Origin of the sequence: Mesorhizobium sp. M1A.T.Ca.IN.004.03.1.1 (genome assembly GCF_003997555.1) — a bacterium.
Lineage (GTDB): Bacteria > Pseudomonadota > Alphaproteobacteria > Rhizobiales > Rhizobiaceae > Mesorhizobium.
Genome location: NZ_RZTV01000017.1, coordinates 16,478 through 42,354, shown reverse-complemented (window position 1 = coordinate 42,354; position 25,877 = coordinate 16,478). Strand labels below are relative to the sequence as shown.

The following is a 25,877-nucleotide window of genomic DNA, read 5'->3' as shown; positions in this document are numbered from 1 at the left end:
AGTGTGACCTCAGCAGCTTTGGCCAAGTTCGGCGATTAGGGGCCACTGTAAATGCCTGGAAGGGGGCCGGCAGCGGACTGTCCGATTTTTTTGAAAGCGTAGGCGAAAAAGCAGTCTTGCCTGGAACGTTAATGCTTCAGGATCTGGCTGAGGAACATCTTCGTCCGATCGTGACGCGGGTTGCCGAAGAACGCGTCGGGCGTCCCCTCCTCGACAATCTGTCCGGCGTCCATGAAAATGACGCGGTCGGCCACGGCACGGGCGAAGCCCATCTCATGCGTCACGCACACCATCGTCATGCCATCCCGCGCCAGTCCAGTCATCGTGTCCAGTACCTCGGAGACCATTTCCGGGTCGAGCGCGGAGGTCGGCTCGTCGAACAGCATGACATCGGGCTTCATGCACAGGCTGCGGGCGATCGCCACGCGCTGCTGCTGGCCGCCGGAAAGCTGGACGGGGAACTTGTTCGCCTGCTCGGGGATGCGGACTCGTTCCAGGAACTGGAGCGCGGTCTGGCGCGCCTCCGCGGCGGGCACACCTTTGACCCACATCGGTCCGGCCATGCAGTTCATCAGCACCGTCATATGCGGAAACAAATTGAAGTGCTGGAAGACCATGCCGACGTTGGAGCGCACGGCGGCGACGTTGCTCATCCTCCCATGCAGTGTGACACCGTTGACCACAATCTCGCCCTCCTGATGGGCTTCGAGGCGGTTGAAGCAGCGGATCAGCGTCGACTTGCCCGAACCGGACGGCCCGCAGATGACGATGCGTTCGCCCTTGTGGACCGTCAGGTTGATACCCTTCAGCGCATGGAACTGGCCGTACCATTTGGAAACGGCTTTGACCTCAATGATGGCTGGAGCGTTCATCGCACCTTGCTCCTGGCATAGTGCCGTTCGATGCGGGACTGGATCAGCTCGAGGCAGATCGACAGCATCCAATAGATGACGGCAGCCGAGATCAGCATTTCCATATGCTGGAAGGTCTTCTGGCCGAGCGTGCGCGCCAGGAACATCAGTTCCCACACGCCGATCACGGAGACCAGCGAGGAATCCTTCAGCATCGAGATAAACTGGTTGCCAGTTGGCGGAATGATGACCGGCAATGCCTGCGGCAGGATGATGCGGCGCATGGTCAGCGCAAAGCCGAACCCCATGGAGCGCGATGCCTCCCACTGGCCGCGGTCGATGCTCTGGATTCCGGAGCGGAAGATCTCGGTCATGTAGGCGCCGTAGCAGAGCGACAGCGCCAGGATGCCGGCGGGCACGGCATTGATGACGAAGCCGAGCTGCGGCAGTCCGAGATAGATCAGGTAGACCTGCATCAAGAGCGGCAGGCCCCGGAAGAACGAGGTGTAGAAGCTGGCGATGGCATAAGCGAAGCCATTGTTGGAGAGCTTGGCAACCGCGCCCGCCACCGCGATGACCGAAGCGATGACGATGGAGATAGCCGAGACATAGAGCGTGGTGACCACGCCCTGGCCGATCAGGAACGGCAGCTTCTCGCGGATGAAAGGCAGGCTGAGGTGAAAAGTCTCGAAGAAGGCGATGAACAGGAGCAGCAGTTCCAGCCATACGATGCCGATCTGCAGCTTGAGCGGTGCGAAGCCGATCAGGACCACGTTGAGTGTGAAGATCACCGCGACGGCGAAGCCCACGGCAAAACGCCCGTAGAGGCCGCTCGCCGACGGCTCGCCGATCACCGGGCGCATGAATTCGGCCAAGCCGGTGCCCGACAGGTTGAACGCCATGAAGACCAGGAGGACGACGCCGAACATCGTCGCCACGAACCAGGGCTTGTGAACGAGGACTTCGGCCTCGACGGTATCCGGGTAGAGCATCTTTGAGCACCGGCGGTTCAGCGGCCTGCCAAATGGCAGGCCGCCTTGGACACATTAGTTCGTCTTAGAGTAGTCCTGGCCGTACCATTTTTCCGAGAGCTTGCTCAGCGTGCCGTCGGCCTTCATCGCCTTCACGGCATCGGCGATCTTCGCCGACAATTCCGGATCGCCATGCTCGATGGCGATTGCCAGCGGCTCGTAGAACACCGGTTCGCCCAACTGCTTGATCGGATAACCTGCCTTTATGGCATCCAGGATCGACGGCAGCGACGACACCACCGCGTCCAGCCGCACCCCGTCACCGAGACGCAGATCGTCGAAGGCGGTGGTCGAGTTCTCGTAGGAGTGGACTTCCTTCGGGTTCAGCTTGTACTCGAATGGCGGTGCCCCGGCGGCGTCAAGCGTCAGATCCTTTTTGGCATAAGCCTCGAAGGTTGAGGTGCTGGTAGCGCCGACCACCTTGCCGTCGAGATCGGCGAGCGTCTTGGCCTTGCTGTCCTTGTGCACCGCGACCGCCGCGGGAGTGTAGTAGTACACCGCCGGGAAATCGAAGATCTCGGCGCGCTTCTTGGTCGGCGTCATCGAGCCGACGTGCATGTCCCAGCGGCCCGCCCAGTTGCCGGCCGTGATGATGTCCCAGCCGGGCGTGACGAAATCGACCTTGACCCCAAGATGCTCGCCGATCGCCTTGGCGACCTCGACGTCGAAGCCGTCAAGCTCGTTGTTGGCGTTCAGGAATGACTGCGGCGCCCAGTTGGCGTCGGTCGCCACCTTGAGCGTGCCAGCCGCCATCACGCGGTCGAGCACCGCGCCTGCATGGGCAGGATAAGCACCAAGCGCAACTGCGAGTGCGGCCATCGTCAGCTGTCGTCTGTTCCAGAATGTCATTTTCGTCTGTTCCCTTGTTGTTTGTTCAGTCCCATGCGGTCATGGCCATTCAGCCGGTCATGATCTCGCAATTCCTTGGCGACGAGGTCGGCGTCCTGCGAACGGCTCCCGCATTTAGCGATGCCCTGGCCGGTCCGGTCTTCCGTTGCTGCGCGGGATGTTTGCCGTCGTCATTCCCTCGCTCACGGGGAAAACCTCGGCTTGTTTTCGGCCAGGTGCCGCTTGGCAAGCCGGCCGCTCCCGCTCCGCGAAGACCGTTACCCATGCGCGCCGGCTCCTCTCCCGCAGCCGGCGCTGAGCAGGAAGCCGGCCATCGTTTCAGCAATGAGAGCCGGCGCCTCGATCAGGATCGAGTGACGAAGCCCCGGCAGGATTGCGAGCTCGGATCCCTGCACCTGTTCGTGCATCAGCCGCGCCATGCGCGGGCTGGATCCCTGGTCGTTCTCGCCGGTCACGATCAGCGTCGGACAGGTGATGCGGTCGAGGATGCCGCCGTAATCGGTTTCGGCGAGAACCCGGTAGGCGGCGGCGTAGCAGTCGGGGTCATTCTCGGCGTCACGCCCACGCAGTTCCGCGATGATGCCGGGGTTGCTGTCCTGAAAATCCTCCGTCAGCCAGCGCGACAGCGAGGCGGCATGATGCGTCGAGGCGTCGCTCGCCATCAGCGCCGCCAGCCGGCCGCGCACCGCTTGCCGCTCCTCGGGCGTGCGGCCGGCGACCGTCGACAGCAGCACCAGTTTCCGCAACCGCTCGGCATGCGTCAGCGCCAAGCGCTGGGCGATCAGACCGCCCAGGGAAAATCCAGCCAGATTGAACGTGGAAAACCCGAGATGGTCGGCCAGCGCCAGCGTTTCGCCGACGAAATCGTCGATCTCGTAACGGCCCTTGACCCGGCTGGAGCGGCCATGGCCGCGCAGGTCGAAGGTGAGGACCGCGAAGCAATCCTTCAGCCGCTCGGCCACGCCGTTCCAGGCTTCGAGGTAGGAGCCGACGCCATGGATGCAGACCAGAGGCACCCCCCCTTCGCCCTCGAGGCGCCAGTTGAGCAGCACGCCTTTGACATCGAGCTGGCCGGAGCGCGCCATGGTCACGCCCTCGCCGCCTGGCGCGCCTTGTCACGCTCGCGCGCGGCGAAGACCGGCATCACCTCGTCGACCCAAAGCTGGATCGTCTTTTTCTGCAGCTCGAACGGCAGATTGAACGTCAGGCCGAGGCAGTATTGGTCGACGCCCGCGGCCTCGTAGTCGAGCAGCTTTTCGATCACCTCGTCCGGCGTGCCGAACATGAGGTTGCGGCGGATATTCTCGGGATTGTAGTTATCCTTGCCCTTGACGCTCTCGTAGGGCACGGCTTCGGGAAAGCCGTTGCGCACGGTACCGATATTCTGGAACAGGTTCTCGAAGGCGCGGCCATAATTGATGGCGTGTCCGACCGCGACCTCCCAGTCCTGCTCTCTTTCGTAGACGCAGGTGCGGCGCTGCATCATCAGGCGCGGCCGTGGCACCTCCGGATGATCGGCGACGGCCTTGCGGAATTTCTCGCCAAGGACGGCCACTTCGGACGGCGGCGCCGACAAGGGTGTCGACAGGATCGAAGCGCCGATGCCGACCGCCCAATCGAATGTGCCCGGATCGCGTGCGGCCACCCAGATCGGCGGGTGCGGCTTCTGCAGCGGCTTCGGAACGCCGGCGGCCAAAGGGAACCTCCAGTAGTGCCCGTCATGGGCATAGTCCTCGGCCCACAGTCGCTTTACCGCTGGCACCAACTCCTTCAGATAGGCGACGCCTTCCTGTTGCGGCATGCCGCCGGCCATACGGTCGAACTCATACTGGTAGGAGCCGCGCGCGATGCCGAATTCCAGCCGCCCGCCGGTCAGGTGGTCGCAAAGCGCCGCCTCCCCTGCCAGGCGGATCGGGCTCCAGTAGGGCGCGACCAGCGTCGAGGTGCCGAGCCTTATCTGCTCGGTGTGCTGCGCTAGCCAGGTCAGCGTCATCAGCGGATTGGGCGAGATCGTGCATTCGATCGTGTGGTGCTCCGCCGTCCATAGCGTCTCGAAGCCGCCCTCGTCGGCCATCCGCGCCAGTTCCAGCAGGTTGCGCTTCACCCTTTCCATCGGAATGTCGGGCGAGAAGCGCTCCATAGTTAGCGATACGGCGAATTTCATGTCGGTCTCCCGGTCGTTGCGTCGGGTTTTTTGATCAGCGAAGGCGGATGACGAACGGATCCTGCATGGCGCCCGAATAGTCGATGACGACGTTCTTCAGCCGCGAGAACTCCTCCATCGCGTCGAAGCCGCCGCGCCGCCCGTAGCCGCTTTCCTTGAAACCGCCATTGGCGGACATGAAGGAAGAGGCGCGATAGGTATTGATCCAGACCGTGCCGGCCTCGACATTCCTGGCGAAGCGCAGCGCGCGGTTGATGTCGCGTGTCCAGATGCCAGAGGCGAGACCATAGCGGGTGTCGTTGGCGAGCCGGATCATCTCGTCCTCCGACGAGAACGGGATGACGCCGACGACGGGGCCGAACAGCTCCTCCTGCATGAACTCCATGCCGTTGTCGGCGTCGGTCATCACGGTCGGTTCGAAATACCAGCCGCCGGCAAGCTCGTCCGACTGCGGCCGCTTGCCGCCGGCCGCGATCCGGGCGCCCTGGCGCACACCGGAAGCGACATAGGTTTCCACCTTGGCGAGTTGAGCCAACAGCGCCAGCGGGCCGATATCGGTGTCCTCCAGCATCGGCGGTCCAACCCGCACCCGCCTTGTGCGCTCGACCAGCGCCTCGACGAAAGGCTCATATGCGCTTGCCTCGACGAAGCAACGCGAGCCGGCGACGCATGTCTGGCCTGCGGCCGCGAAGACACCGGACACGACGCCGTTCACGGCATGCTCGATATCGACGTCGCCGAAGACGACATGTGGCGACTTGCCGCCAAGTTCCATCGAGCAGGGAATGAGGTTTTGCGCCGCATTGGCGGCGATCCGCCGCCCGGTCCCGGTCGAGCCGGTGAAGACGAATTTGGCGATGCCCGGATGCCGGGTCAGCGCGTCTCCCGCGACTGCTCCTGTGCCGGTCACCACGTTGACGACGCCGGCGGGGAAGCCTGCCTCCATGATCAGCTCGGCCAAAGCGAGTGTCGAGGCCGAAGCATGCTCCGACGGCTTCACAACCACCGTGTTGCCGAGCGCCAGGCACGGCGCTAGCGTGCCGGTGAGCAGCATCAGCGGCGAGTTCCACGGCGTGATCATGCCGACCACGCCGATCGGCTCGCGAAGGTTGAAGTTGAGCATGTCGAGCTTGTTGACCGGAATGGTGTCGCCAAGCAGCTTGTCGGCCATGCCGGCGAAGTAGGTGTAGCTGTCAGGCATGGCGCGCATCTGCGCCCGCATTTCCTTGAGCAGCTTGCCGTTGTCGCGGGTCTCGATCAGCGCCAGTTCGTCGGCACGCTCCAGCACCAGTTCCGCAAGCCGGCGCACCAGCCTGCCGCGGTCGGTCTGGGTCATACGCCGCCAGGTCGGATCGGCAAATGCAGCGCGCGCCGCCGCAACAGCCGCGCCAACATCCTCCTCGCTGGCTTCGGCGAACTGGTACCAGGGCTTGCCGGTGGTCGGGTCGTAACTGTCGATATATTGCCCGTTCTTCGGCGCCACGAACGCGCCGTTGATGAACAGGTCCTGGCGCGACCCTTCGAGCGATGCGACCGTCGTTTTCATGCTGTCTGTCCCGCGTGGATCGTCATTCGGATGCAGCCTGCGTCCACGATTGCGACTGGCCGTCGATCATCGCGACGCGGCCGCCGTCGCCGCTGTCCATGTAGATGCCGAAGCGCTTGTCCTGCCGTTCGCGCGCATAGCGGCGCAGCATGGCGCGCAGTTCGTGCGTGGCGATCTGGTCATAGGGCAGCGCGTCGACGGGAAAGAAGGCATGGCTGTCCGGCAGCGTGGCTTGTGTGCCGTCGCGGCTAAGTTCGGCGCGATAGATCAGGTAACCTGGGTCGCTGTCGGCGACATCGAACACCGAATAGAGGAAGGTGTTTTCCGGTACGAGGCTCAGCGCCTCGCCGCCGTCCAGCAGCAGTCTGCTGTCCGCCTTGCGGCGCCGCCCCGTCGGCAGCACGAAGCCGCCCTTGCCGTCGCTTCGTAGAAGGATGCGGTTCCCCGCTTCGACCAGATAGCCGATGATCATGTCCTGAGAGGCGAGCCAACCGGCCGGCAGAGGATCCTTCACGCTGGCGTAGCGGCCGCGGCAAAAGCCGAGCGGCGCCGACGGACTGGTCCCGAAGGCTTGCACCTGACCGATCAGGATGATGTGGTCGCCGGCCTCGACGCGGTTGTGAACGGTGCAGTCGAACCAGGTCAGGCTATCGGTGAGGACCGGTGCGCCGGTGTGGGCGCGGTCATGGTTCACCGACTGGAACTTGTCCGCCGTCTTCGAAGCGAACACCGACGAGACATCGACCTGCCCCTCATGAAGGAAATTGACTGCGAAGGACTGCGCCTCGTTGAAGGCCGGAAAGCTCGCCGCCGACTTGCCGACGCAGACCAGCAGCAGCGGCGGATCGAGCGAGACGGAGGTGAAGGAATTGGCGGTCATGCCGCGCGGATTGCCGTCGCCGTCGCGCGTAGTGATGACGGTGACCCCGGTGACGAAGGTGCCGAAGGCACGACGCAAGGCGATCGGGTCGATCGTCCTTTGTGTCATCGCATCTGCCATCGTCTTCCTCCACATCGTTGGACGGAAGCTAGTCAGGAGCCGGCGATCGTTCTTCCTCCGATCTATAGGAAAGAGTTCACGACGCGCTGCTGCCGACCCGAGCAAGCGGAAGCGCGGCGTGCCCGTGCCTGCACGGGGCCTGAAATGGCGGCAGGGGTGGAACGGTTCTAGCGGACGGCCGGCACGCGGCTGTCGATAATGCCGCTGAGGCGGATCGCTAGCTCGACCGCAAAGCGCTGTTCGGGTGTGTCCAGCTTGATGCCGAACAATTCCTTCATGCGCGACAGGCGGTAGCGCAAGGTGGTGACGTGCAGCCCGAGGGCGTCGGCACAAGCCTGGCTGCGACAGCCGTCGCGCAGATAGGCAAACAGCGTGTCCAGATAGGGCGTGCCGTGCTCGCGATCATGCGCGATCAGCGCGCCGACGCTTTTGTCGACGAAGTTGCGCACGTCGGGCACGTCGGCTGCGGCGACCAGCATCGGCAGCGGACCAAAATCCTGGCCGGCAAAAACGCCGGTGCGCCCGAAGGACCGACCGATACGGATCATGCGGCGGCAGCGCTCCCACGCGGTCGGATAGTCGGCTAGCGCAGAACAAACCTCGGAAGCCAAGACCGCCGGCTCACGCTCGAAATAGCGGCCAAGCTCCCCGGCGATTTTGTTCGGCAGCTTCCCCAGACGCGTATCCCGCCCGGTATCCTCCTCAACGAGACAGACCAGGCCGCCCTCGACGGCGATGACAGTGCCCCCCAGGCCTGCCTGTTCCAGCAGCCGGACCAATGCGTGGTGGGGATCGGCAAGACCGCCGCTGCCATCCTTGGCCTCATCGGCATAGTCGACGACGATCAATCTTTGCGGCGTTGTCAGATTGACCCCCAATCGACGGGCGCGATTGACGATATCGGCCTCGTCGCGCCAGCGGCGCTCAACGACCTCCAGGAAAAGTTCGGTCAGCGATCTGGTCTCGAAGCGGAAGCGCACGAAGCTGCGCATCATCTGCACGCTCAGCGCGAATTTGGCGCTGTCGAGCAGCATCTGGTCGAGCTGGCCCGACTGCTGCGGCGTCGGAAAAATCATCAGCGCCCCAACCACTTCGTCGTCGATGGTCAGCGGCTCGAGGCGCACCGAAAGCTTGAGCCGGTGCTTGCCGTCATCGACGAACAGCGTCTCGTTCTGGCGCGCTTCCGAGGCGCCGCGCGCGACCTTGAATATCTGTCGGTTGAGCACGCCGCCGACCGCCTGCTGCCAGGACGCGGCGTCGAAATGCGCTTCGCTCGGCGAGCGGCCGGCCACGACCAGGTTGGCATGGAAATCGATTACCACAACCGGATTGGGCAGCAGCTCGCCGACCTTGTCGGCGAGCGCGGCCACCGATCCTTCCGACAGGGCCTGCTGCAGAAGGGAGGTGTGTGCAGCCAGGGCGCGCTGCAGGCGCTCGCCGGCCTGCTTTTCCTGGCGCAGGCGGTGCTGCTTCTCCACCGCGATCTCGCCCAGATGCACGATCATGCCGATGAAAGCGATATCCTCAGCGCTCACTTCGGTGATCTCGCGCGAGACGACCGTCAGCACCATCGGCCGGCCGTCCTCATCGACGCAGTTCATCGGCATGACGAGCACGCTGCGGTAGTCGCGCTCGAACGCCTCGCGGCGGTAGCCCGGAAACTCCTCGGACATCCGCGCGTCCCTGATGTAGACAGGCTCGTTGCGGTTGAGCGCGACGATGGAAGGACTGGTGGCCAGTTCCCAACGGTCAGGCAAAGTGCGCTGAATGAGCGTCGGGTCATGGCGCACGATGACATAGGCGTGGCCATGCGGCGCATCAATGCTCATGATCGAGCCAAGCGTCCATTTGGCATGGCGGCAAGCTGCCAGCACGAGGTCGCGCAGCACCGACTGGAGATCGCCACCCGAATTGATGAGGCTGGCGGCGTCCCGCAAAGAGAGAATTTGCGACTCGTGGTCCACGCCCGGTCTTCCGCCTCGCGAAGGGTCAATTTAAGCCCTCGCGGATATACCAACGCTACACAGCTTCCAAGCGTGGCGCACGCCGATTCTTCCTACGAACCGGAGGAATACCTGTCCCCTGGGGCTTACTAGGCTAGGCTTCCACCAACGGGACTCGAAATCATGGAATTGCGAAAAGTCTGCACCTTCATCGAGGAAGTGCACATCGAAGGCGGCAAGGCGGGCGCCAGGCCGGTCACGTCGATCGTCGTCGCCGGCGTCTTGCGCAATCCCTGGGCCGGGCGAGGGTTTGTCGAGAATCTGCGACCGGAGATCGTGGCCATCACACCCCGGCTGGGCCATGAGCTGACACGCCGCCTGCTCGAGCTCATGCCCGCGGAGCGCATCGAGAGCTACGGCAAGGCCGCGGCCGTCGGGGTCTCCGGCGAGATCGAGCACGCCTCGGCCATGATCCACACACTGCGCTTCGGCAATGTGTTCCGCGAGGCCGTCGGCGGCACGACCTATCTCGAATTCTGCAACACGCGCAACGCGCCGGGAGCGCTGCTGTCGCTGCCGATGATGCACAAGAGCGAGCACGGTCGCCGCTCGCATTTCATCACCGCCAATTTCCAGATTGCCGATGGCCCGGCCGCCGACGAGATCGTCGTTGCCATCGGCGCGGCGGATGGCGGCCGGCTCCACCCGCGGATCGCGGACCGCTTTCAGGACATGAAGGAGATGGAGCAGGAAGCCGCGACGTAGTGCCTTGTGCGACGTCCTTTGCGTTGTCGTCGATGACGTCCGCTTTCGAGATACTCACAGCTGACCTCAACGGCCGACACGGGGCGCAAAGCAGCCGAATGGTTCATTTTCGCCGTGGCTCAGATTTGCGACTTGCTCTTGATCGCTTCCGACCTGAACTCGGTGCTAAAAGCGTTGCGGGAAAGCGGAATAGAGGTCACGTCCATGCACAACCAGCCCGACGACGAACCCGGGCTGTTCTCCATTGATTTCTGGGCGAATGACGACTGTCGGGAAGTTGGCCAAAGGACTAAACCTGGCCCTCGATCAAGTACACCTCATGACGGGTAGCTGATCTTTGACAGAGTCCCTTCGAAATTCCGAAGGCAACTGCGTTGGCCCTGGCGAGGTCAAGCACCTTAGGAAAGGCGGCCGCGCTGCGGACATATACGCGGCGCGGGCCTGTCGAGACTTTGGCGATGGCTTTGCCGCAGTGCTCTTGCCGGTATACCTGGCTTCAATCGGGCTTGGACCGCTCGGGATCGGCGTTGTCGCCACCGCCGCACTCCTTGGTTCGGCGCTGCTGACGCTCGGCATTGGATTCCTGGCCGTACGGGCGGACCGGCGCACTCTGCTTTTGGCTGCGTCCGGGCTGATGATCGCAACCGGGGTGGCCTACACGCAGTCAAGCACCTATGCAGCTGTTCTGCTCGTGGCTTTCCTGGGCACGATCAATTTGTTTTGCGAGTAGCGGCCGCTGCCTGCGCCGGCGCCTCCTGGATGTTGGCGGCGCCGCCCATGTCACCGTTCTTGGTGCGGCCCGCCCCCGGTCCTGCTCCAAGATCGGCGCCGGTCATCGGATCGGAAGCCGGGTCCGAGAGTGTCCGCTCCGCCAGATTGGCCGCGACCTTCTTGTCCTTGGCATTTAGCTTGACAGTCGCCATCCCGTCGCCCCCGTCGGCGGGCATCACCTCTTCGAGATTGTCGATGCGGTCCCATTCGCCTCCCGAGTTCCAGGGTCCCGTGGCGTCTCCTTCGCCCTGCGAGGTGTTGACGTACATGCTGGCATATTTCTCGATGCCCGGGAGTTTGCCCGTCGGGAAGTTGTTCTCTATCGCGTACAGCGCTTTCTCGAAGGACTTCTGGTGGGCGACTTCGCGCGTCATCAGAAAACCGAGGGCATCCTTGACGCCGGGATCATCGGTGATGTTGATCAGTCGCTCGTACACGATCTTGGCACGAGCTTCGGCCGCGATGTTGGAGCGCAGGTCCACCGTTGGTTCGCCGCGAGAATCGATATAGGCGGCGGTCCAAGGCACTCCGGCCGAGTCGCACAATGCGGGTCCGCCGCCAAACAGGATTGACTCCTTGGCCGTTGTGCCGCTGGCGCCAACCATCAAATACAGCTCAGCTTCCTTCATCTGTCCCTCGGCAAGGTGTGCCTTGAGTCCCTTGTTCAGCATTGTGACAATTGACCCGACCACCTCGAGGTGGCTTAGTTCTTCGGTTGCGATGTCGAGCAACATGTCTTTTCGACCGACATCATCCTCGCCCAGCCCTTGGACGAAATAGCGCATAGCGGCGGCCAACTCGCCATCGGCTCCGCCGAACTGCTCCATTATCATGCATGCCAGTTTCGGATTCGGCTCCGACACACGGACGGTGTATTGCAGTCGCTTATTGTGCATGAACATGAGGTTTCTCCAGGGTTGGGGTTCCCCGAACATCCTTGGATCAGAAATGTTCCTTGGCGCTGGTCGTTCTGTTTGGCTATCAAGTTCGTGCATGGCGATGAATTATCCGCGAGCCCGACCGGGGATCAGGAACGGCTCGCTAGGGGCCCGGTACTCTCCCGGGCCAACACCAACCCCGTCGTGTTGGATGCTGATTGAGGGCCACGAGAGCCAGGGCATTGGCTGCAGGGACCGTCACGCATGGGCGCCGAAATCGCCGACCCGGGCTATTTAATGATCGGGAGCCTGTCCCATTGATGGAACGGCGGTGGCGAAGGCAACATCCACTCCAGGGACGTGGCTCCCGGACCCCAAGGATTATCGCCGGCCTCCCTTCGTCTGTAGAAGGCGTCGACCACTCCGGCCAGGAAGAACAGTACGCTCGCGGCAGATATGTAGGCCCCATAGGAAGAGACCATATTCCAGCCTGCAAATGCATCGGGATAGTCTATGTAGCGGCGCGGCATGCCCGCCAAACCTAGAAAGTGATGCGGGAAGAAGACCAGATTGACGCCGACAAAAGTCGTCCAGAAATGCACTCCCGCCAGTAGAGTGTTATACATATACCCGGTCATCTTCGGGAACCAGTAATACCAGCCCGCGAAGATCCCAAAGAGAGCTCCCAGTGAGAGTATGTAGTGGAAATGCGCGACGACGAAGTAAGTGTCGTGCAATTCACGGTCGAGCGCAGCATTGGCCAGCTGAACGCCTGTTACCCCACCGATTGTGAACAGAAAAATGAATCCCAACGCCCAGAGCATGGGCGTTTGCAGGCGAATCGATCCGCCCCACATCGTGGCGATCCAGGAGAAGACCTTAATACCTGTCGGCACCGCAATCACCATTGTCGCGAAGGTAAAATAGCGCTGCGTGTCCAGGCCAATGCCGCTGGTGTACATGTGGTGCGCCCAGACGACAAACCCTATCGCGCCGATCGCCACGATCGCATAGACCATGCCGAGATAGCCGAAGATCGGTTTGCGCGAAAAGGTCGATATTACCTGGCTCACAATGCCGAATGCCGGGAGGATCATGATGTAGACTTCCGGATGACCGAAGAACCAGAAAAGATGCTGGTAGAGGAGCAAATCGCCGCCCTGGTCCGGGAGGAAGAAGGCAGTGCCGAAGTTCCGGTCAGTCAGCAACATCGTGATCGCGCCTGCCAGAACGGGGAGCGCGAGGAGAAGAAGGAATGCTGTAATCAGAACCGACCACGCGAAGAGAGGCATCTTGTGGAGCGTCATGCCGGGCGCACGCATGTTGAAGATCGTGGTGATGAAATTGATCGCCCCGAGGATGGATGAGGCCCCGGCAATGTGCAGCGACAGAATGACCAGGTCAACGGCAGGCCCAGGATGGCCCGACGTCGACAGCGTTGGGTAGAGGAACCATCCCGTTCCTGCACCATAGCCTCCTGGTACGCTGGGCATGAACAGCGACATCAAGAGCAAAATGAAGGCAGGCGGCAGCAGCCAGAAAGAAATGTTGTTCATCCGCGGGAAAGCCATATCAGGAGCCCCGATCATGAGCGGTATCATCCAGTTGGCAAAGCCGCCGATCAGACCGGGCATGACCGCGAAGAAGATCATGATAAGGGCGTGTGCTGTCGTGAATACGTTGTAGAGCTGCTTGCCTGCATCAATGGCCGTGGCACCCTCGAAGCCGTATACAAACGAGGCCAAGCCAGGAAAGATCTGTATACCCGGTTCCTGAAGTTCGATGCGCATAGCGACTGACAGGAGCATGCCAATGATGCCCGCAAGGATCGCGAAAATCAGATAAAGTGTCCCGATGTCCTTGTGATTAGTTGAGAACACCCATCGGGTGACTCCTGCCGGCTTGTGCGCCGGAGCCGGAGTATCGGCTTTCGCCGATGAGGCTGGCATAGTGATCTCCTTTGAGCAGGCAAGCGCGTCCCAACCTCGCATTGACGGTATTGTTCCTGATGATCAGCCGTAATCTCCAAGCCAAGGGAACAACTCCAACCCCGGGATGTTCGGGCAAACGGGCTGAACAGGGAGCGACGTCTGATGCTCGAAACTATTGCGGCAGTGCTAGTACTCCTGGCTGTGGTCGGAGGCCTAATCTGTGCGTTCTGGATTGAGGCGAGCTATGGCGTCCACGGGCTCACCGAAGACATTCCGGCTGCGCCAGTCGACGACCTCAGACCGAGGTTGCCGGTCACCCCTCGTCCGGCCACTTTGAGGTAGGGCGCCAGTCATGCGCTTGAACTGGCCAGCAATCAATCGGAAGGCCGTTGTCGGGTGGCTGCTCGTTGGCTTTGCGCTGGCCGGCTTTTTCGACGGCATCGTTCTGCATCAGATCCTGCAGTGGCACCACCTCCTGTCCGGCCTTCGCGAACCGGCAGGATCAGACTTGCGCTTCCAAATTCTGGCGGACGGCCTCTTTCACCTGCTCATGTATCTGTTGTGCATTTTGGGCACGGTGTTGCTCGTGGCGGCTCGTGCATCTGGCGCGCGCCCCGGCACGACGAGCGAAATTCTACGGCTCGCCTTGGCCGGGTTCGGCATCTGGCACATCGTTGACGCGGTCATCATTCATTGGCTGCTCGGCCTTCACCGGATCAGGATGGCGAGCGAAGTGCCCCTGGCATGGGACATCGGATGGCTGGTTATTTTTGGCATCTTGCCTTTGGTGCTCGTTCTCCTGATGCCCAATCGGGGAGGACCAGCACGGGGCGCGGCGGCTGCTTTGATGAGCGTTGCCATGCTAGCTGGGCTGACTGCGGGCGCAGGCCAGCGCTTCGAGGGTGCAACCCACACGATCGTCGTCTTCCGGGAAGGTCTAAGCCCGGCCCAAATGGTGCGGGCCGTACTCGAGGCGCGGACGAACCTAAAATCGACAGATAAAGGTGGGACAATCTGGGTGGTCGACGAGGTCTCTTGGGCCGGCCTCATAACGCTTCACGCGGAAGGAGCCGTTCTCGTCAGCACAACGCCGGTCGCCGCGGGCTGCCTGGCCTGGTCTGCCGTCAAGGTCTGATGCGGGGCGCAGCTCGGCGAGTAGAAAAGGATGAGGCGCCAATCATTTCGTGGCGGTCGAGAAAGAGGCGGTAAGCATGCGCCCGCCCCCGTAAAAAACAAGGATTCCATCGCATACTCGAACTAAGGCGCCATTCGCAATCGCATGACGAAGAAGCTATTTGCCGCCGCCGCTGCCTAGACTACATGCTGGGAATGCGACTCGAACCGCTGGGCGTCAAGCGAGAGCCCGGGAAGCCCGGTGCAGCAATCATGGCGCGGATAGCCGGCACGACGTTCCCAACGCTGCCCGGCGGCCTGTGCCGAGCGTCTTCGCGATGATGTGTGCTGCCTGAGACATTACCGGCCAGGTGAAGTTGGCGAGCACACGCTACGCCATGCGACCTCAAACGGGGGCGGTCCTGCCCGAGAAACCGGATCACAAAGAAAATGTTCCGACGCCGAGGAACACCTCGCATTCGGGTAAGTTTGGGGCCCGGCGGCGCTATGCCCTCCGCTGTTTGCCGTGCGCTGCCGCGCGGAGCCCCTATCCTCCGCAGGCCCGCTCCTGCATGGCATCAGGGGTGGGCCGTTCTTTTGGTTGCCTTCGACATGATCGCTGCGCTCGATCAGGGGAATCGAGCAGGAGAAAGGCGTCAAGCGTTCCGTTAGCGGGGGATCGCTGATGGCGAACGCCTACTTGCCGGTTCCCAACGCGCTTGATGGCGAGAGCGTTGGTCGAAGGGACTCGCCGTCCGTCATCACCCCATGCTCGGTGATGTAGGCAGCGAACATCCCGACGGCCAGAAATTGGAAGAGCCCGCTCTCGAGGGAAGGTCGAGCGGGCTCCGGAGTTTATCGCACAACCAGCAGAAGACGCCCCCCGTCACGGACCAGCTCCAAGGCCAGTATTGCGCGCTGGCCAGCGATCGCACTGCGCAAATCGGACACGGAAGAGACCGGCTTGCGGTTGACCGCCACGATCATGTCGCCGGTCCGCAACCCCGCTCTCGCCGCCGGGCTAGCGGGTTCGATGCTCTCGATGACGACCCCGTCCGCGCCTGCCCGCTGGGCTTCCTCGGCCGAAGCGTCACTCATCTTGGCGCCCTGCAGGAGGGTGCCTGCCAGCGTCTCCGACGCGCTTTCCTGTGCAGCGATCGTCACGTCGATCGTGACTTCGCCATTAGCGCGTTTGACGGCAAATTTGACGGTGCTTCCGGCAGGGGTGAGGCCGATGCGGTTTCTGAGGTCGGTCGTGCCTTGCACGGGATGTCCGTCGATTGCGGTGACGACATCGCCGACCTGCAATCCAGCCTTCTCTGCCGACGAGCCGGGTTCGACATTGGCGATCACCGCGCCGCGGAGGTCTCCGAGCTGCAGCGCCTTTGCGAGGTCCGGCGTCAAATCCTGGATGCCGATCCCCACCTTTCCGCGCCGCACCTCGCCGTGGGCGATCAACTGCTTCATCACGGAAACAACCATGTTACTCGGCACGGCGAAGCCGATGCCGACATTGCCGCCGGCTGGACTGAGGATAGCCGTGTTGATGCCGATCAGCTTGCCGTCCAGAGTAACCAGGGCGCCGCCGGAATTGCCCGGATTGATCGAGGCGTCGGTCTGGATGAAATCCTCGTAACCTTCGATGTTGAGTCCACTGCGGCCAAGCGCGCTGACGATGCCGGAGGTCACGGTCTGGCCAAGACCGAAGGGATTGCCAATCGCCACGACATAGTCGCCGACCTTCAGGGCGTCTGAATCGCCTGTCTCTATCGCCGTGAGGTTTTTAGCGTCGATCTGAAGCAGTGCGATATCGGTGTCCTTGTCGCTGCCGATCAGCTTCGCCGGGAATTGCCGGCCGTCCTTGAGGGTGACCGAGATTTCGCTGCCCTCCCCAGCGACGTGATTGTTGGTCAGGACATAGCCCTTCGCCGGATCGACGATGACGCCAGAGCCGGCGCTCATCCTGGCCTGCGGCAGCTGCTCCGGCCCGAAGAAGCGCCGGTAATTGGGGTCGCTGTAAAGCGGATTGTCTTCCTTGGGGGCTTTGGAAACGACCGCGATATTGACGACGGCCGGTGTGACGCGCTCCAGCATGGGCGCAAGCGTCGGCAGGCTGGATGCTTCAGCCGGTGCCGCCGTTTGCGCAGCAACGGGAGCGAGGCTGAAGAAAATGGCCCCCATCGCAACGGCGACGACGCGGAGGTTCGGTGTGAGAGCGAGCATTGTTTGCCTCCCTGACCTGGTGTTGTCACTCCTGTCTGCGGGGCTACGCCCGCGGGGTTGAAAAAGCGGGCCCGGAACTTGCTCCAGACCCGCTCGTAGGCACACCTCATGCCGCCTTGCGCATGCCTGAATTGGCTTGGTCAGCCGCAACCTCCCGTTCGAGCGCGAGCAGCGCCTGCTGGACCTCGTCGAGGCGCGAGGGGCGGTCGTTTTCAGGCATGCCCTCATTGGTCGCCAGATCGATCAGATACTCCGTCCAAGCCCAGTTCATCAGGATCGAGCGCTTGGCCTCCAGCGTCAGCTTCGGATCGCGGGCCACGCCCATCGGCGACGTCCAGCTTTCCGGACCGGATGGATCGTTGCGGTTTGCAGCGCCGTCGAGGGCGCACCCGTAGCTCTCCTGAAGCGCGCCAAGTCCGAGCCGGTCGAGTGTCATGTTGGAAAAGCCGTAGGTCGACCTTCCGGGCTTGGCAGGCCTGGTCGCCCCATCATCAGCCTGCTCCGTCGCATTCTGAACGACATAGGACAATCCCTGTCGCTCTGCGTAGCGAACGGCCGACTCCAGCGTCGGGAAGTTCAACTCGACCTGGGTCAGCGTGTCGCGGCTCCCGGTGTAGCCCATTAGCGGCTCTATAAAGGGCGCGGTGCGCCGCTCGAAAACGAGACGCCAACCGCGCGCGCGGGCCCTGCCGGAAGTCGTCGCCGCGCGGGACGGCTTATAGATCCGTGCGACGGCGTCGCCCGGGAAGGTCGAGCGTCCCGTCGAAAGGGGCTTCTGCCGGTTGTCGTTCGACGACCGCCCCTGCGGGATTGGTGTTCTGTTTGGTCTGTCAACCTGTCTCTCCATCGTTCATCCTCCCTGTGTGGCAAGGATGCTGCCGGCGGCGGCCGGCAGCATCCAGCCGGCGCCTGCCACGCGTCAGCTCTTGATGGCGATGCGCTTTCCCTGCGACTGCGCCTTCTCGCTCTTGGGCAAGGTCACGGTCAGCACACCATTGCTGAAGCGGGCATCGACCTTGTCTTCCTTGACCTCGTAGCCGAGCGGGATACGGCGCTCGAAGCGGCCATAGAAGCGCTCGGAGAACTGCCTGTCCCTGTCCTCCGTTTCGGAACGCTTCTCGCCCTTCAGCGTCAGCACGCCGTCGTCGAGCAGGACTTCGATGTCCTTCTCCTCAAGACCGGGCACCTCGGCCGTCACCTTGACCTCCGTCTCGCCGTCGGAAATCTCGACGCTTGGCCAACTGCCGCCGAAGGCGGAAGCGCCACTGAAGGCAGGTAGGGTCGAACCGAAGCTGCGGAAGACATCATCGAACAGCCGGTTCACCTCACGATGCAGCGCCAGCAACGGATCACGGTCGCCAGCGCGGAATAAGGTCGCCTGATTGCCGTTGTCGCGGCCCCAAGGGATCAGATCTCGAACGCTCATTTTTCTTCTCCTTTCGTTCGTTGTGACAATGCACCATTCGGCGCCGGGCTCATGACCCGGCGCCCGCGCGCGAGTGCGCTCGCGGAATGCCTTAGGCGGCCGGCTTCTCAGCCTCGATCTGGTTCGGCGAGGAGTTCGGCGTCGCCTTGCCGCTCGTCGCGATTTCGATCTGGCGCGGCTTCATCTCTTCAGGAACTTCGCGCTTGAGATCGATCGTCAGCAAACCGCTGACCAGGCTGGCGTTCACCACCTTCACGTGGTCGGCCAGCTCGAAACGGCGCTGGAACGCGCGACTGGCAATGCCTCGATGAAGATACTGGCCATTCTCCTCGCCCGCCTTGTGACCGGACGCCATGAGCGTGTTCTGCTCCTGGGTTAGGGTCAGATCGTCCTGGCTGAAGCCAGCTACCGCCATGGTGATGCGGTAATCGTCCTCGCCGAGCTTGGCGATGTCATATGGAGGCCAGCTGTCGATGGTTTCGCCGCGGCTCGCGGCCTCAAGCGCGTTCAGCATTCGGTCGAAGCCGATGCCCGACCGGAAAAGTGGGGTGAAATCGAGAGTGGTTCTCATAGCCACATCCTCCTCTGAGCAACATGGGTACAAGACTGACGTCGGCGGATGCTGTTGCATCCGCCCGACACGCCGGCCCCCAAGATGGGCCTCCGGCGGAGTACGATTTAGTTCGGCGGTGTCCGTGTTCAAGTGGCCTGGCAGAAGGTGCCAATCCGGAGGGGTGCCGACATCAATAGGAGACGCGCCTTTCCGGTTTGGCTTTCCGCGTATGGTGAGTTCGTAGCCTGCGCGGCTCGGTCGCTTTGGGGCCACCGTTTGCTCCCATCCAGGGAGCCGAATAGCCTTTTGCCCGCTTCCTATGAAACCAGCGCACAAGCTTGAGCTCTGCGAGAATCAGGCTGCAAGCAGGCCGCCGATAGCGCTGCAACGCGGCGCTGCTTTTCTCCTCGATCATGCTGTTGGCCAGTTGTCGCGGCGGCAACGGCCTCGGGGCGAGCCGCGGGCGGCGCGGAACCGGTCGGCGCTGACACTTCGGTCCGGCTCAGGCTCGCCGGCGGAAGCGCCTTGTGGGCTTTGACCAACGCCTCCAGGCGGCAACGGCAAGCGGCACCGGGGCGCGACCGTTGAGCCAGTGCGCCACATCGGCCGGGGCAAGACTGAGTTCCTCAGCCAGGTCGGCTGCATCCCACCACCTTCATGCATTCTCGCAATCGCCCCGCAATCACACGACCCTCATCTGCATCGGCTGCTCGTCGATGCAGCGCGGGATCTGAAATGATTTCGCCTGCTTGGCGAGCTTTCGGTTCAGCCCTTGGCCGGCGTAGCCGCTGCCGATACCTGCTGCGCCGCCAGGAACATCAGTGTTGAGGCGGCGGTGCGGCGTCTCCAGCCGGCGGTTTCGGCCGCGTCGAGCAGTCCAGCAAGCAGCGGCTGCAGCGCTTCTCGGCACTCCGCCTCATATGCGAGGAACTCGCTCGGCACATGTGTCGGCGTCGGGACTGGACCGGTGCCGCTCATCACATCCATGATGGCCTCCCAATCTTTCCTGAGACCCACTCCCGGAGCGGGGCTCGCGATCTTGCGCATCTCGAGCTAATTTTGCCTTCTTCCAATTTCAAGAGGGTGCCGCAAATTTTGGCGCTCTCGATCGTAGAGTGCTAGTGCGCTGAAAACATGCGGTAATTCGATCGCGAGGGCCTTGAATTCGCGATTGAGCTTAACAAAATTAACGGCTGTCGGCGCCGCCGGGACAGTTGAGAAATTGGCACCCGAAACAAGGAGTTTTTGATACGGAGGACAGAAATGGACCGACAGACACTTTCGCCGATCATTCCTTCCCTTGCTCCCGAAATATCAGACCTTTCGCTCGACCGGTTGCTGTCGCCGGCCAGGCATTTTCAGCACCCGCAGGATGTGCTGGAGGACGGCTCACTAGATATATGGGAAAAGCGGGCGATCCTGTCGTCGTGGGCATCCGACGCTTGCGCCGTGGAATCCATGCCGGCGCTGCGCCAGCCGCCGGGCACCGAGCGGCCGGTCTCCTTCGACGACATCATGGATGCGCTGCGCCGGCTCGACGCGGCTGCCCCGCTGCCTGACGGCTCCGGCGATGAGGACCACCGGCAGCTGGTCGACCGGCTGAGCGCGTGAGGCGATCGCGTGCTGCCGTCAGCGGGAACCCGCTATAGGCAAGAAGGGCTCCGAGTCGGGCGACCGCACCGTATCCGGCTCGGACTGCCCCGCTCGCGTTCGTCCTCATCTTTAAGAGCATTGCAACAATTGTGAGCGACGAGGGCATGGGAGCGGATATAAGGCTTCTGTTGTCGCCCGCAGTATCGACCGGACACGGGCGCTGAAGTCAATTCAACTCCACAGGGAGAGAGCCGTGACCAGGCGCTCTGCTAATTTCATTTCCGCTTTTGAATTTGAGATCATCCGAGAAGTCTTCCGGCGTTCGGTCGTAGAGGATTGTCTTCCGAGACAAGACTGGGAAAGCCGTGCAAATGGGCTTGTCCGCAGCTTCATAGGCGTTCAACCTCCGGCCGAGGTCATCGCCGCATTGCTCAATTCCATGGGTCGACAAGATGCCCGCCGACCGGAGCCGGCGGGCTACTCAAGCTGGCTCAATTCCCCGCAGCCCTGAGCTACAAACTGCCCAGCTCCGTCTCGTTGCCCGCTCGTCAGCCGACCTGCCCTCGCCGACGGCGTAGGCGTCTGAGGTCATTTGTTGAGTTTTTTTCGGGCTGGGGCCGGGCGAATAGGTCAGCGTGATCCGCTTGCCGCCGCAGACCGCGCATTTCATTTTCGGCCTCAAGTCCCACGTCATTGCGGGAGCGTCAGGGCCGAAGCGGTCGCGCAGCGCCGGCGGATCGAGCCTCTGATGGCGATGGCAATCGAGGCAGCCACCGGTAACAGCCATGCCCACGTCGATGCGTCCTTGCAGCGTCCGGCCGTCATGTTGGTGGTTCAAGGCAGGTTCGACCTTTCGGCTGAATTTCCATGTATTAGCAGATGCGCATATATTCGCGCGCCGGCCATCTATGTCTCCTGCCGGCCAAGGCCCGGTGGCCGCACCCAAACGCCGCACCCAAAGGCTACCGGGCCGCAACTCGTCTGATCGACGTTGGAAGGTTCCAGCCTTGCACGGCACAGCTACGGCGGCGGAGCCCACGGCGGTTCGAGGGCTGGTGATCCTAAATAGTGCTGGCGAGGAACAACCTGTCTTCTTTCGCCGTGGCGATAGCTCTGGCGATAGCCGCGCGATGCGCCTACGCGCTCACTTGGTCTCCAGGCGCCAATGAGTTGCTGGTGCGCGCCCCGTGGGGCTTAGAGGTTTAGCTCCGCCGTGTAAGACCAACGTCCAACCTTCCAACTCAAAGGTCGCATCGACGAAACATATTGCCAGCTATGCCATTGGAGTCGGGACTGGCGAGTAACATGTCCCTTCATCGTCAGTCAGTTGTTGTGATCAACCACCCGCCGCGACCTGCGAAGCGGCGGGTGTTTCATTGGGAGAAACCGCTGTGCAACTGGGCGAGATGATTGCCAACCTCTGCGCCGCCATCCTCCTGATGTGCCTTGTCGCCACTGTGTTCCTGCTGGCAGGCAAGCCTCTCTGGCCTGATGAAGGGGCGAAGATGGTAATCCTCCTGCCGCCGGACGCCATGACGACCGCGTCAGTCGCGAGGCCAACGCACGCGCGTCTACCTGATCACGTCGATGCCGGTCTGGTAGAGCCAAGGCCCGATTAGCGCCCCTGGGCGAGCGCAGTCTCGGGAGAAGCCCGCGCCGCCGCGCCCGCTTGCCGCGACCCGGAAGGCGAGACGCTACACTTCCCGCTGAAGCACCGCGGCATGGATCTATTCGGCGGCTATTCTGAGACCGGATTTGGTGGCTAGCAGAACCGCGGTTTCATCAACCGCCTGCGCCGCTCGCTTCAGGATCAGTTCGGACCGAAGCACACCATCGGTGAAGTCTTTGTCGGTCGCGTACACGGCTGTGGGCAGCGCGAAGGCCTCGAAGAAGCCAAATAGCGGCCTGAGTTGATGCTCAACGACAAGGGCATGGCGCTCGCCGCCCCCGGTGGCTGTGAGAAGCACGGGCTTACCTCTCAAGGCCGTTGGATCGAGCAAGTCGAAAAAATGCTTGAACAGCCCGGTATAGCTACCCTTGTATGTCGGAGAGCCGACGACGAGCACGTCCGCGGCGACAACATCTGCAACTACGGTTTGGGCTTGCGCGTCGAGGTCGCGCTGCGATTTGGCGGCCCCCAGCGAGGGACCGACATCCTCGACATCATAGGTTCGATGGGAAAGGTGGTGGCGGCCTGCGATGTTCTGAACGACGAGGTCGACGAAAGCGCGGGTCTTCGAGGGTCGGCTGAAGTTCCCCGAAAAACCGACGATTGATGGATTTGACATAAGCCGAACTCCGATGGTCAAACTCAGATGTAAGCGGGCCTGGCACGGCACCAGCGATGCTGCGCGCACCACTTCTCTCCTCGACCTGCCTAAGACGCCGCTACTCGGACGCCCGCGCCCCGGCCGCGCCCAAACTCCAGATCCCAGCCGCGCTCCTTAAGGGGCAATTCACCCTGCAGTCCGAGCCGTGGAAACAGCAGCTCGGCAACATTGAAAGCTTCCTCCAGATGCGGATAGGCCGAGGCAATAACCGTCTCCACCCCTATCTCTTGATATTCGCGAATGCGGGCAGCAACGCTTTCCGCACTCCCGACAAGCGCGGTGCCGGCACCCCCTCGGACGAGACCCAATCCGGCCCATAGATTGGGAGCTATAACCAGCTTGTCGCGGCGTCCCTGGTGCAGAGCGGAGATGCGCTTTTGCCCGACCGACTCCGAAACCTTGGTGAATTGATGCTGGGCTTCAGCGATCACGTCGTCGGTGACGCGGCTGATCAGTCGATCCGCCGCCGCCCAGGCCTCCTCCTCCGTTTCACGCACGATCAGGTTTATGCGCAATCCGAAGCGGATTTTGCGACCTTGAGCCGCCGCTCGTGCCCTGACTCTATCGAACTTCTCCTTCACCTGCTCGACGGGTTCACCCCAACTCAGATAGACGTCCGTGTGTTTGGCGGCGACCTCGATGCCCGCCTCCGAAGACCCGCCGAACCAAAGTGGCGGATAGGGTTGCTGGACCGGCGGGAAAGATATGTCGATGCCGTGAGCAGATAGATACTTGCCCTCGAAGTCCGCCGGCTCTCCGGACAGGATACGGCGCCAGATCGTGAGGAATTCATCAGTCTGGGCATAGCGCTCGTCATGACCGAGCTTGTTGCCGTCGCCGGCAAGGTCGGCAGGATCCGCCCCGGTGACGACGTTGAGCAGCACCCGGCCGCCGGAGATGCGGTCCAGCGTGGCCGCATGGCGCGCGAACAGGGCCGGCGTCCCGCTGCCCGGCCGCAGCGCCACCAGGAACTTCAGCCGTTCGGTCAGCGGGATCAGCCCGGCGGCCACGATCCAGGCGTCCTCACACCGTGTACCCGTGGGCAGGAGCACGCCCTGGAAGCCAAGCCGATCGGCGGCTTGCGCAATTTCCTTAAGATAGCCGAAGGTTGCCGGCCGGTGCCGCTCGTCGGTGCCGAGATAGGGGCCGTCGCCATGGGTCGGCAGGTACCAGTAGATATCGAGCGGGCGGGTGCTGTTGCCGGACATCGGATTGTCTCCTTCAATGATTGCGGAATCTATGGGAGCAAGCCTCAGAGCTTGCCCTTCCAGGGGATGAGGCGATGTTCCAGCCAGCGCATGCCGCTGGTGAAGGCGAAGGCGAGCACGGCGATGACGATGAGGCCAACGAACACGACGTCAGTCGCCAGGAAATTGGCCGCCGACATGATCATGTAGCCGAGCCCGGACTGGGCTGCGATCAGCTCGGCCGCGACCAGCGTCGACAGTCCGGCGCCGATGGCGATCTTCAGGCCGGTCAGGATTTCCGGCAGAGCGGACGGCAGGATGATGCTGGTGAAGAGTTGCAGCCGGCTGGCGCCGAGCGACAGCGCGGCGTTGATGCGTTCGACGGGCACCGACCGCACACCCGCCTGTGCCGCGAAGCAGATCGGCGCGAAGGTCGACAGCGAGAGCAGAACGATCTTGGAGGTTTCGCCGATACCGAGCCATATGATCAGCAGCGGCAGGTAGGCCAGCGGCGGCAAGCCCCAGTAGAGATCAATCGGCACGCTGAAGATGCCCTTTACCCAACGATTGAGCCCCATGAGTAGGCCAAGCGGAATGCCGACGAAAATGCCGATGCCGAGGGCCGCGGCAATGCGGCCAAGGCTTGCCAGCGTGTGGTCGAGCAGCGTGCCATTGGCATAGCCATCGGCCGCGACGGCGTTGAACTGGGTCAATACGTCGGCCGGCGATGGCAGGAAGAGCGACGATGCCCAGCCGAGTTGCGCTGCGAGTGCCCACAATGCGATCAGCCCCGCCACCGTCACCAGGCTGATGCCGAACGTGCTTGCCGATGCTGAGCTGCGCGGCCGGGGAGACGGCCTCAGCTGAGCCGTGGCGGGAGGGAACGGGGTTCGGGAATTGGCGGCGAGCGTCATTGCAAGGTTCCTCTGCGGGCGCCTTCCGGCTGGTGGATGAGCGAGCGGATTTCCTGCCGCAGCTCGATGAAGCGCGGGCGGGACAGGATCGGCCCGATATCGCCGCTTTCGGCGAAATCGCGCACGAAATCGGCATCGAAGCGCGCGATGATGCGGCCCGGCCGGGGTGACATCACGACGATGGTCGTGCCGAGTGTGAGGGCTTCCTCGATCGAATGGGTGATGAACAGGATCTGCTTGCCGGTCTTGGCCCAGACGGAAGCCAGAAGCTGCTGCATCGTCTCGCGGGTCAGGCTGTCGAGGGCGCCGAATGGCTCGTCCATCAAAAGGATTTTCGGATCGGTGGCCAGCGCCCGGGCGATGCCGACGCGCTGGCGCATGCCGCCCGACAGTTCGTAGGGCGGCTTTTCGGCGAAATCGGCGAGCCCGACCAGTTCAAGAAGGTGCCTCGACCGCTCATGGCGTTCGCCGCGCGAGACGCTCCGGTACTTCAGGCCGAGCGCGACGTTGTCCAGCACATTGGCCCAGGGCAGCAGGGTGTCTTTCTGGAACACGACGCCGCGATCGCCGCCCGGCGCCGCGATTTCGCGTCCGTCCAACGTGATCGTGCCTTCGGTAAGCGGCAGGAAGCCGGCGATCGCGTTCAGCAATGTCGACTTGCCGCACCCGGAAGCGCCGACCGCGACAACAATGGAAGCGGGAGCGATATCGAGCGACACGTGATCGAGCGCGTGTACGTGCTGGCCGTCGGAACCCGGAAAGGTGACGCTGGCATCGCGGATTCGAAGCATGGTGGCCTCCAGGCGATC

The 25,877-nt window shown here is 62.6% G+C and carries 24 protein-coding genes and 1 pseudogene; 6 read left to right on the top strand and 19 right to left on the bottom strand.

Going from position 1 to position 25,877, the window contains the following annotated elements:
• Window positions 1-128: 128 nt before the first annotated feature.
• The 8 genes from EOD29_RS28850 to EOD29_RS28815 all read right to left on the bottom strand — a co-directional run bounded on the left by EOD29_RS28850 (window position 129) and on the right by EOD29_RS28815 (window position 9,405).
• Window positions 129-872 (bottom strand): amino acid ABC transporter ATP-binding protein, encoded by a 744-nt coding sequence (locus tag EOD29_RS28850; RefSeq protein WP_127248628.1) that lies wholly within the window; start codon window positions 870-872, stop codon window positions 129-131.
• A complete protein-coding gene (locus EOD29_RS28845; protein ID WP_127248627.1) occupies window positions 869-1,843 on the bottom strand; it encodes an amino acid ABC transporter permease in 975 nt (324 codons plus the stop codon). Before EOD29_RS28845 ends, EOD29_RS28850 begins: the two co-directional genes overlap by 4 nt.
• Before the next feature lie 54 nt (window positions 1,844-1,897).
• On the bottom strand, window positions 1,898-2,731 hold the full coding sequence (locus EOD29_RS28840; protein ID WP_127248626.1) for a transporter substrate-binding domain-containing protein: 834 nt from the start codon (window positions 2,729-2,731) through the stop codon (window positions 1,898-1,900).
• Window positions 2,732-2,988: 257 nt separating this feature from the next.
• A complete protein-coding gene (locus EOD29_RS28835; RefSeq protein ID WP_127248641.1) occupies window positions 2,989-3,816 on the bottom strand; it encodes an alpha/beta fold hydrolase in 828 nt (275 codons plus the stop codon).
• 2 nt (window positions 3,817-3,818) lie between these two features.
• Complete coding sequence (locus EOD29_RS28830) at window positions 3,819-4,895, bottom strand: LLM class flavin-dependent oxidoreductase (RefSeq protein WP_127248625.1); 1,077 nt, start codon at window positions 4,893-4,895, stop codon at window positions 3,819-3,821.
• A gap of 34 nt (window positions 4,896-4,929) precedes the next feature.
• Entirely contained in the window at window positions 4,930-6,441 is a 1,512-nt protein-coding gene (locus tag EOD29_RS28825) for an aldehyde dehydrogenase (protein WP_127248624.1), read from the bottom strand.
• A gap of 22 nt (window positions 6,442-6,463) precedes the next feature.
• Window positions 6,464-7,441, bottom strand: coding sequence for a flavin reductase family protein (locus EOD29_RS28820; RefSeq protein WP_127248623.1), 978 nt, complete (start codon window positions 7,439-7,441; stop codon window positions 6,464-6,466).
• 167 nt (window positions 7,442-7,608) lie between these two features.
• Window positions 7,609-9,405, bottom strand: a complete 1,797-nt coding sequence (locus tag EOD29_RS28815) for a helix-turn-helix domain-containing protein (protein WP_095802738.1) — start codon at window positions 9,403-9,405, stop codon at window positions 7,609-7,611.
• A 162-nt stretch (window positions 9,406-9,567) separates the two neighbouring features.
• Between EOD29_RS28815 and EOD29_RS28810 the strand changes: the two genes are divergently transcribed.
• From EOD29_RS28810 to EOD29_RS28800, 3 genes and pseudogenes are all read left to right on the top strand, one after another.
• Window positions 9,568-10,149, top strand: coding sequence for an amino acid synthesis family protein (locus EOD29_RS28810; RefSeq protein ID WP_095802751.1), 582 nt, complete (start codon window positions 9,568-9,570; stop codon window positions 10,147-10,149).
• Between the two features lie 114 nt (window positions 10,150-10,263).
• A complete protein-coding gene (locus EOD29_RS37440) occupies window positions 10,264-10,479 on the top strand; it encodes a DUF1259 domain-containing protein (RefSeq protein WP_347403985.1) in 216 nt (71 codons plus the stop codon).
• A gap of 94 nt (window positions 10,480-10,573) precedes the next feature.
• Window positions 10,574-10,864 (top strand): annotated as a pseudogene (locus EOD29_RS28800) (MFS transporter); the annotation flags it as partial.
• Here EOD29_RS28800 and EOD29_RS28795 read toward each other — a convergent pair.
• Window positions 10,860-11,822: a manganese catalase family protein gene (locus tag EOD29_RS28795; RefSeq protein WP_127248621.1), complete on the bottom strand. Its 963-nt coding sequence runs from the start codon at window positions 11,820-11,822 to the stop codon at window positions 10,860-10,862. The pseudogene EOD29_RS28800 and the gene EOD29_RS28795 sit on opposite strands and share 5 nt — an antisense overlap.
• A 266-nt stretch (window positions 11,823-12,088) precedes the next feature.
• Window positions 12,089-13,747, bottom strand: a complete 1,659-nt coding sequence (ctaD, locus tag EOD29_RS28790) for a cytochrome c oxidase subunit I (protein WP_127213881.1) — start codon at window positions 13,745-13,747, stop codon at window positions 12,089-12,091.
• Window positions 13,748-14,081: 334 nt separating this feature from the next.
• Between ctaD and EOD29_RS28785 the strand changes: the two genes are divergently transcribed.
• Complete coding sequence (locus tag EOD29_RS28785) at window positions 14,082-14,864, top strand: DUF2243 domain-containing protein (RefSeq protein ID WP_127248620.1); 783 nt, start codon at window positions 14,082-14,084, stop codon at window positions 14,862-14,864.
• 833 nt (window positions 14,865-15,697) lie between these two features.
• Here the strand turns inward: EOD29_RS28785 and EOD29_RS28780 are convergent.
• The 5 genes from EOD29_RS28780 to EOD29_RS28760 all read right to left on the bottom strand — a co-directional run bounded on the left by EOD29_RS28780 (window position 15,698) and on the right by EOD29_RS28760 (window position 20,031).
• Complete coding sequence (locus EOD29_RS28780) at window positions 15,698-17,065, bottom strand: DegQ family serine endoprotease (RefSeq protein ID WP_127248640.1); 1,368 nt, start codon at window positions 17,063-17,065, stop codon at window positions 15,698-15,700.
• 106 nt (window positions 17,066-17,171) lie between these two features.
• Window positions 17,172-17,912, bottom strand: coding sequence for an ETC complex I subunit (locus EOD29_RS28775; protein WP_206520510.1), 741 nt, complete (start codon window positions 17,910-17,912; stop codon window positions 17,172-17,174).
• A 72-nt stretch (window positions 17,913-17,984) separates the two neighbouring features.
• Complete coding sequence (locus EOD29_RS28770; protein WP_095801589.1) at window positions 17,985-18,491, bottom strand: Hsp20/alpha crystallin family protein; 507 nt, start codon at window positions 18,489-18,491, stop codon at window positions 17,985-17,987.
• Between the two features lie 91 nt (window positions 18,492-18,582).
• Window positions 18,583-19,062, bottom strand: a complete 480-nt coding sequence (locus tag EOD29_RS28765) for an Hsp20 family protein (protein ID WP_095801590.1) — start codon at window positions 19,060-19,062, stop codon at window positions 18,583-18,585.
• A 747-nt stretch (window positions 19,063-19,809) separates the two neighbouring features.
• Window positions 19,810-20,031: a hypothetical protein gene (locus tag EOD29_RS28760; RefSeq protein WP_095801819.1), complete on the bottom strand. Its 222-nt coding sequence runs from the start codon at window positions 20,029-20,031 to the stop codon at window positions 19,810-19,812.
• Window positions 20,032-20,307: 276 nt separating this feature from the next.
• Here EOD29_RS28760 and EOD29_RS28755 point away from each other — a divergent pair, with 276 nt between their 5' ends.
• A complete protein-coding gene (locus EOD29_RS28755) occupies window positions 20,308-20,655 on the top strand; it encodes a hypothetical protein (RefSeq protein ID WP_095801591.1) in 348 nt (115 codons plus the stop codon).
• 1,373 nt (window positions 20,656-22,028) lie between these two features.
• Window positions 22,029-22,256 (top strand): polymerase, encoded by a 228-nt coding sequence (locus tag EOD29_RS28750; protein WP_095801592.1) that lies wholly within the window; start codon window positions 22,029-22,031, stop codon window positions 22,254-22,256.
• A 108-nt stretch (window positions 22,257-22,364) separates the two neighbouring features.
• On the opposite strand, the gene msuE is transcribed toward EOD29_RS28750, so the two are convergent.
• The 4 genes from msuE to EOD29_RS28730 all read right to left on the bottom strand — a co-directional run bounded on the left by msuE (window position 22,365) and on the right by EOD29_RS28730 (window position 25,859).
• Window positions 22,365-22,925 carry an FMN reductase gene (msuE, locus tag EOD29_RS28745; protein ID WP_095801593.1) on the bottom strand — a complete coding sequence of 187 codons (561 nt, stop codon included), beginning with the start codon at window positions 22,923-22,925 and terminating at the stop codon, window positions 22,365-22,367.
• A gap of 89 nt (window positions 22,926-23,014) precedes the next feature.
• A complete protein-coding gene (gene ssuD, locus EOD29_RS28740) occupies window positions 23,015-24,175 on the bottom strand; it encodes an FMNH2-dependent alkanesulfonate monooxygenase (RefSeq protein WP_095825924.1) in 1,161 nt (386 codons plus the stop codon).
• A 44-nt stretch (window positions 24,176-24,219) separates the two neighbouring features.
• A complete protein-coding gene (locus EOD29_RS28735; RefSeq protein ID WP_095825923.1) occupies window positions 24,220-25,068 on the bottom strand; it encodes an ABC transporter permease subunit in 849 nt (282 codons plus the stop codon).
• Window positions 25,065-25,859 carry an ABC transporter ATP-binding protein gene (locus EOD29_RS28730; protein ID WP_095825922.1) on the bottom strand — a complete coding sequence of 265 codons (795 nt, stop codon included), beginning with the start codon at window positions 25,857-25,859 and terminating at the stop codon, window positions 25,065-25,067. The genes EOD29_RS28735 and EOD29_RS28730 overlap by 4 nt, the downstream gene beginning before the upstream one ends.
• Window positions 25,860-25,877: the final 18 nt, after the last annotated feature.

Coding starts and splice junctions, on each gene's coding strand:
- msuE (WP_095801593.1), bottom strand. CDS start 22,925: ATGTCAAATCCATCAATCGTCGGTTTTTCGGGGAACTTCAGCCGACCC.
- EOD29_RS28775 (WP_206520510.1), bottom strand. CDS start 17,912: ATGGAGAGACAGGTTGACAGACCAAACAGAACACCAATCCCGCAGGGG.
- EOD29_RS28840 (WP_127248626.1), bottom strand. CDS start 2,731: ATGACATTCTGGAACAGACGACAGCTGACGATGGCCGCACTCGCAGTT.
- EOD29_RS28760 (WP_095801819.1), bottom strand. CDS start 20,031: ATGGATGTGATGAGCGGCACCGGTCCAGTCCCGACGCCGACACATGTG.
- EOD29_RS28825 (WP_127248624.1), bottom strand. CDS start 6,441: ATGAAAACGACGGTCGCATCGCTCGAAGGGTCGCGCCAGGACCTGTTC.
- ctaD (WP_127213881.1), bottom strand. CDS start 13,747: ATGCCAGCCTCATCGGCGAAAGCCGATACTCCGGCTCCGGCGCACAAG.
- EOD29_RS28780 (WP_127248640.1), bottom strand. CDS start 17,065: ATGCTCGCTCTCACACCGAACCTCCGCGTCGTCGCCGTTGCGATGGGG.
- EOD29_RS28835 (WP_127248641.1), bottom strand. CDS start 3,816: ATGGCGCGCTCCGGCCAGCTCGATGTCAAAGGCGTGCTGCTCAACTGG.
- EOD29_RS28850 (WP_127248628.1), bottom strand. CDS start 872: ATGAACGCTCCAGCCATCATTGAGGTCAAAGCCGTTTCCAAATGGTAC.
- EOD29_RS28755 (WP_095801591.1), top strand. CDS start 20,308: ATGGACCGACAGACACTTTCGCCGATCATTCCTTCCCTTGCTCCCGAA.
- EOD29_RS28765 (WP_095801590.1), bottom strand. CDS start 19,062: ATGAGAACCACTCTCGATTTCACCCCACTTTTCCGGTCGGGCATCGGC.
- EOD29_RS28735 (WP_095825923.1), bottom strand. CDS start 25,068: ATGACGCTCGCCGCCAATTCCCGAACCCCGTTCCCTCCCGCCACGGCT.
- EOD29_RS28810 (WP_095802751.1), top strand. CDS start 9,568: ATGGAATTGCGAAAAGTCTGCACCTTCATCGAGGAAGTGCACATCGAA.
- EOD29_RS28820 (WP_127248623.1), bottom strand. CDS start 7,441: ATGGCAGATGCGATGACACAAAGGACGATCGACCCGATCGCCTTGCGT.
- EOD29_RS28770 (WP_095801589.1), bottom strand. CDS start 18,491: ATGAGCGTTCGAGATCTGATCCCTTGGGGCCGCGACAACGGCAATCAG.
- EOD29_RS28830 (WP_127248625.1), bottom strand. CDS start 4,895: ATGAAATTCGCCGTATCGCTAACTATGGAGCGCTTCTCGCCCGACATT.
- EOD29_RS28785 (WP_127248620.1), top strand. CDS start 14,082: ATGCGCTTGAACTGGCCAGCAATCAATCGGAAGGCCGTTGTCGGGTGG.
- EOD29_RS28730 (WP_095825922.1), bottom strand. CDS start 25,859: ATGCTTCGAATCCGCGATGCCAGCGTCACCTTTCCGGGTTCCGACGGC.
- EOD29_RS28795 (WP_127248621.1), bottom strand. CDS start 11,822: ATGTTCATGCACAATAAGCGACTGCAATACACCGTCCGTGTGTCGGAG.
- ssuD (WP_095825924.1), bottom strand. CDS start 24,175: ATGTCCGGCAACAGCACCCGCCCGCTCGATATCTACTGGTACCTGCCG.
- EOD29_RS28845 (WP_127248627.1), bottom strand. CDS start 1,843: ATGCTCTACCCGGATACCGTCGAGGCCGAAGTCCTCGTTCACAAGCCC.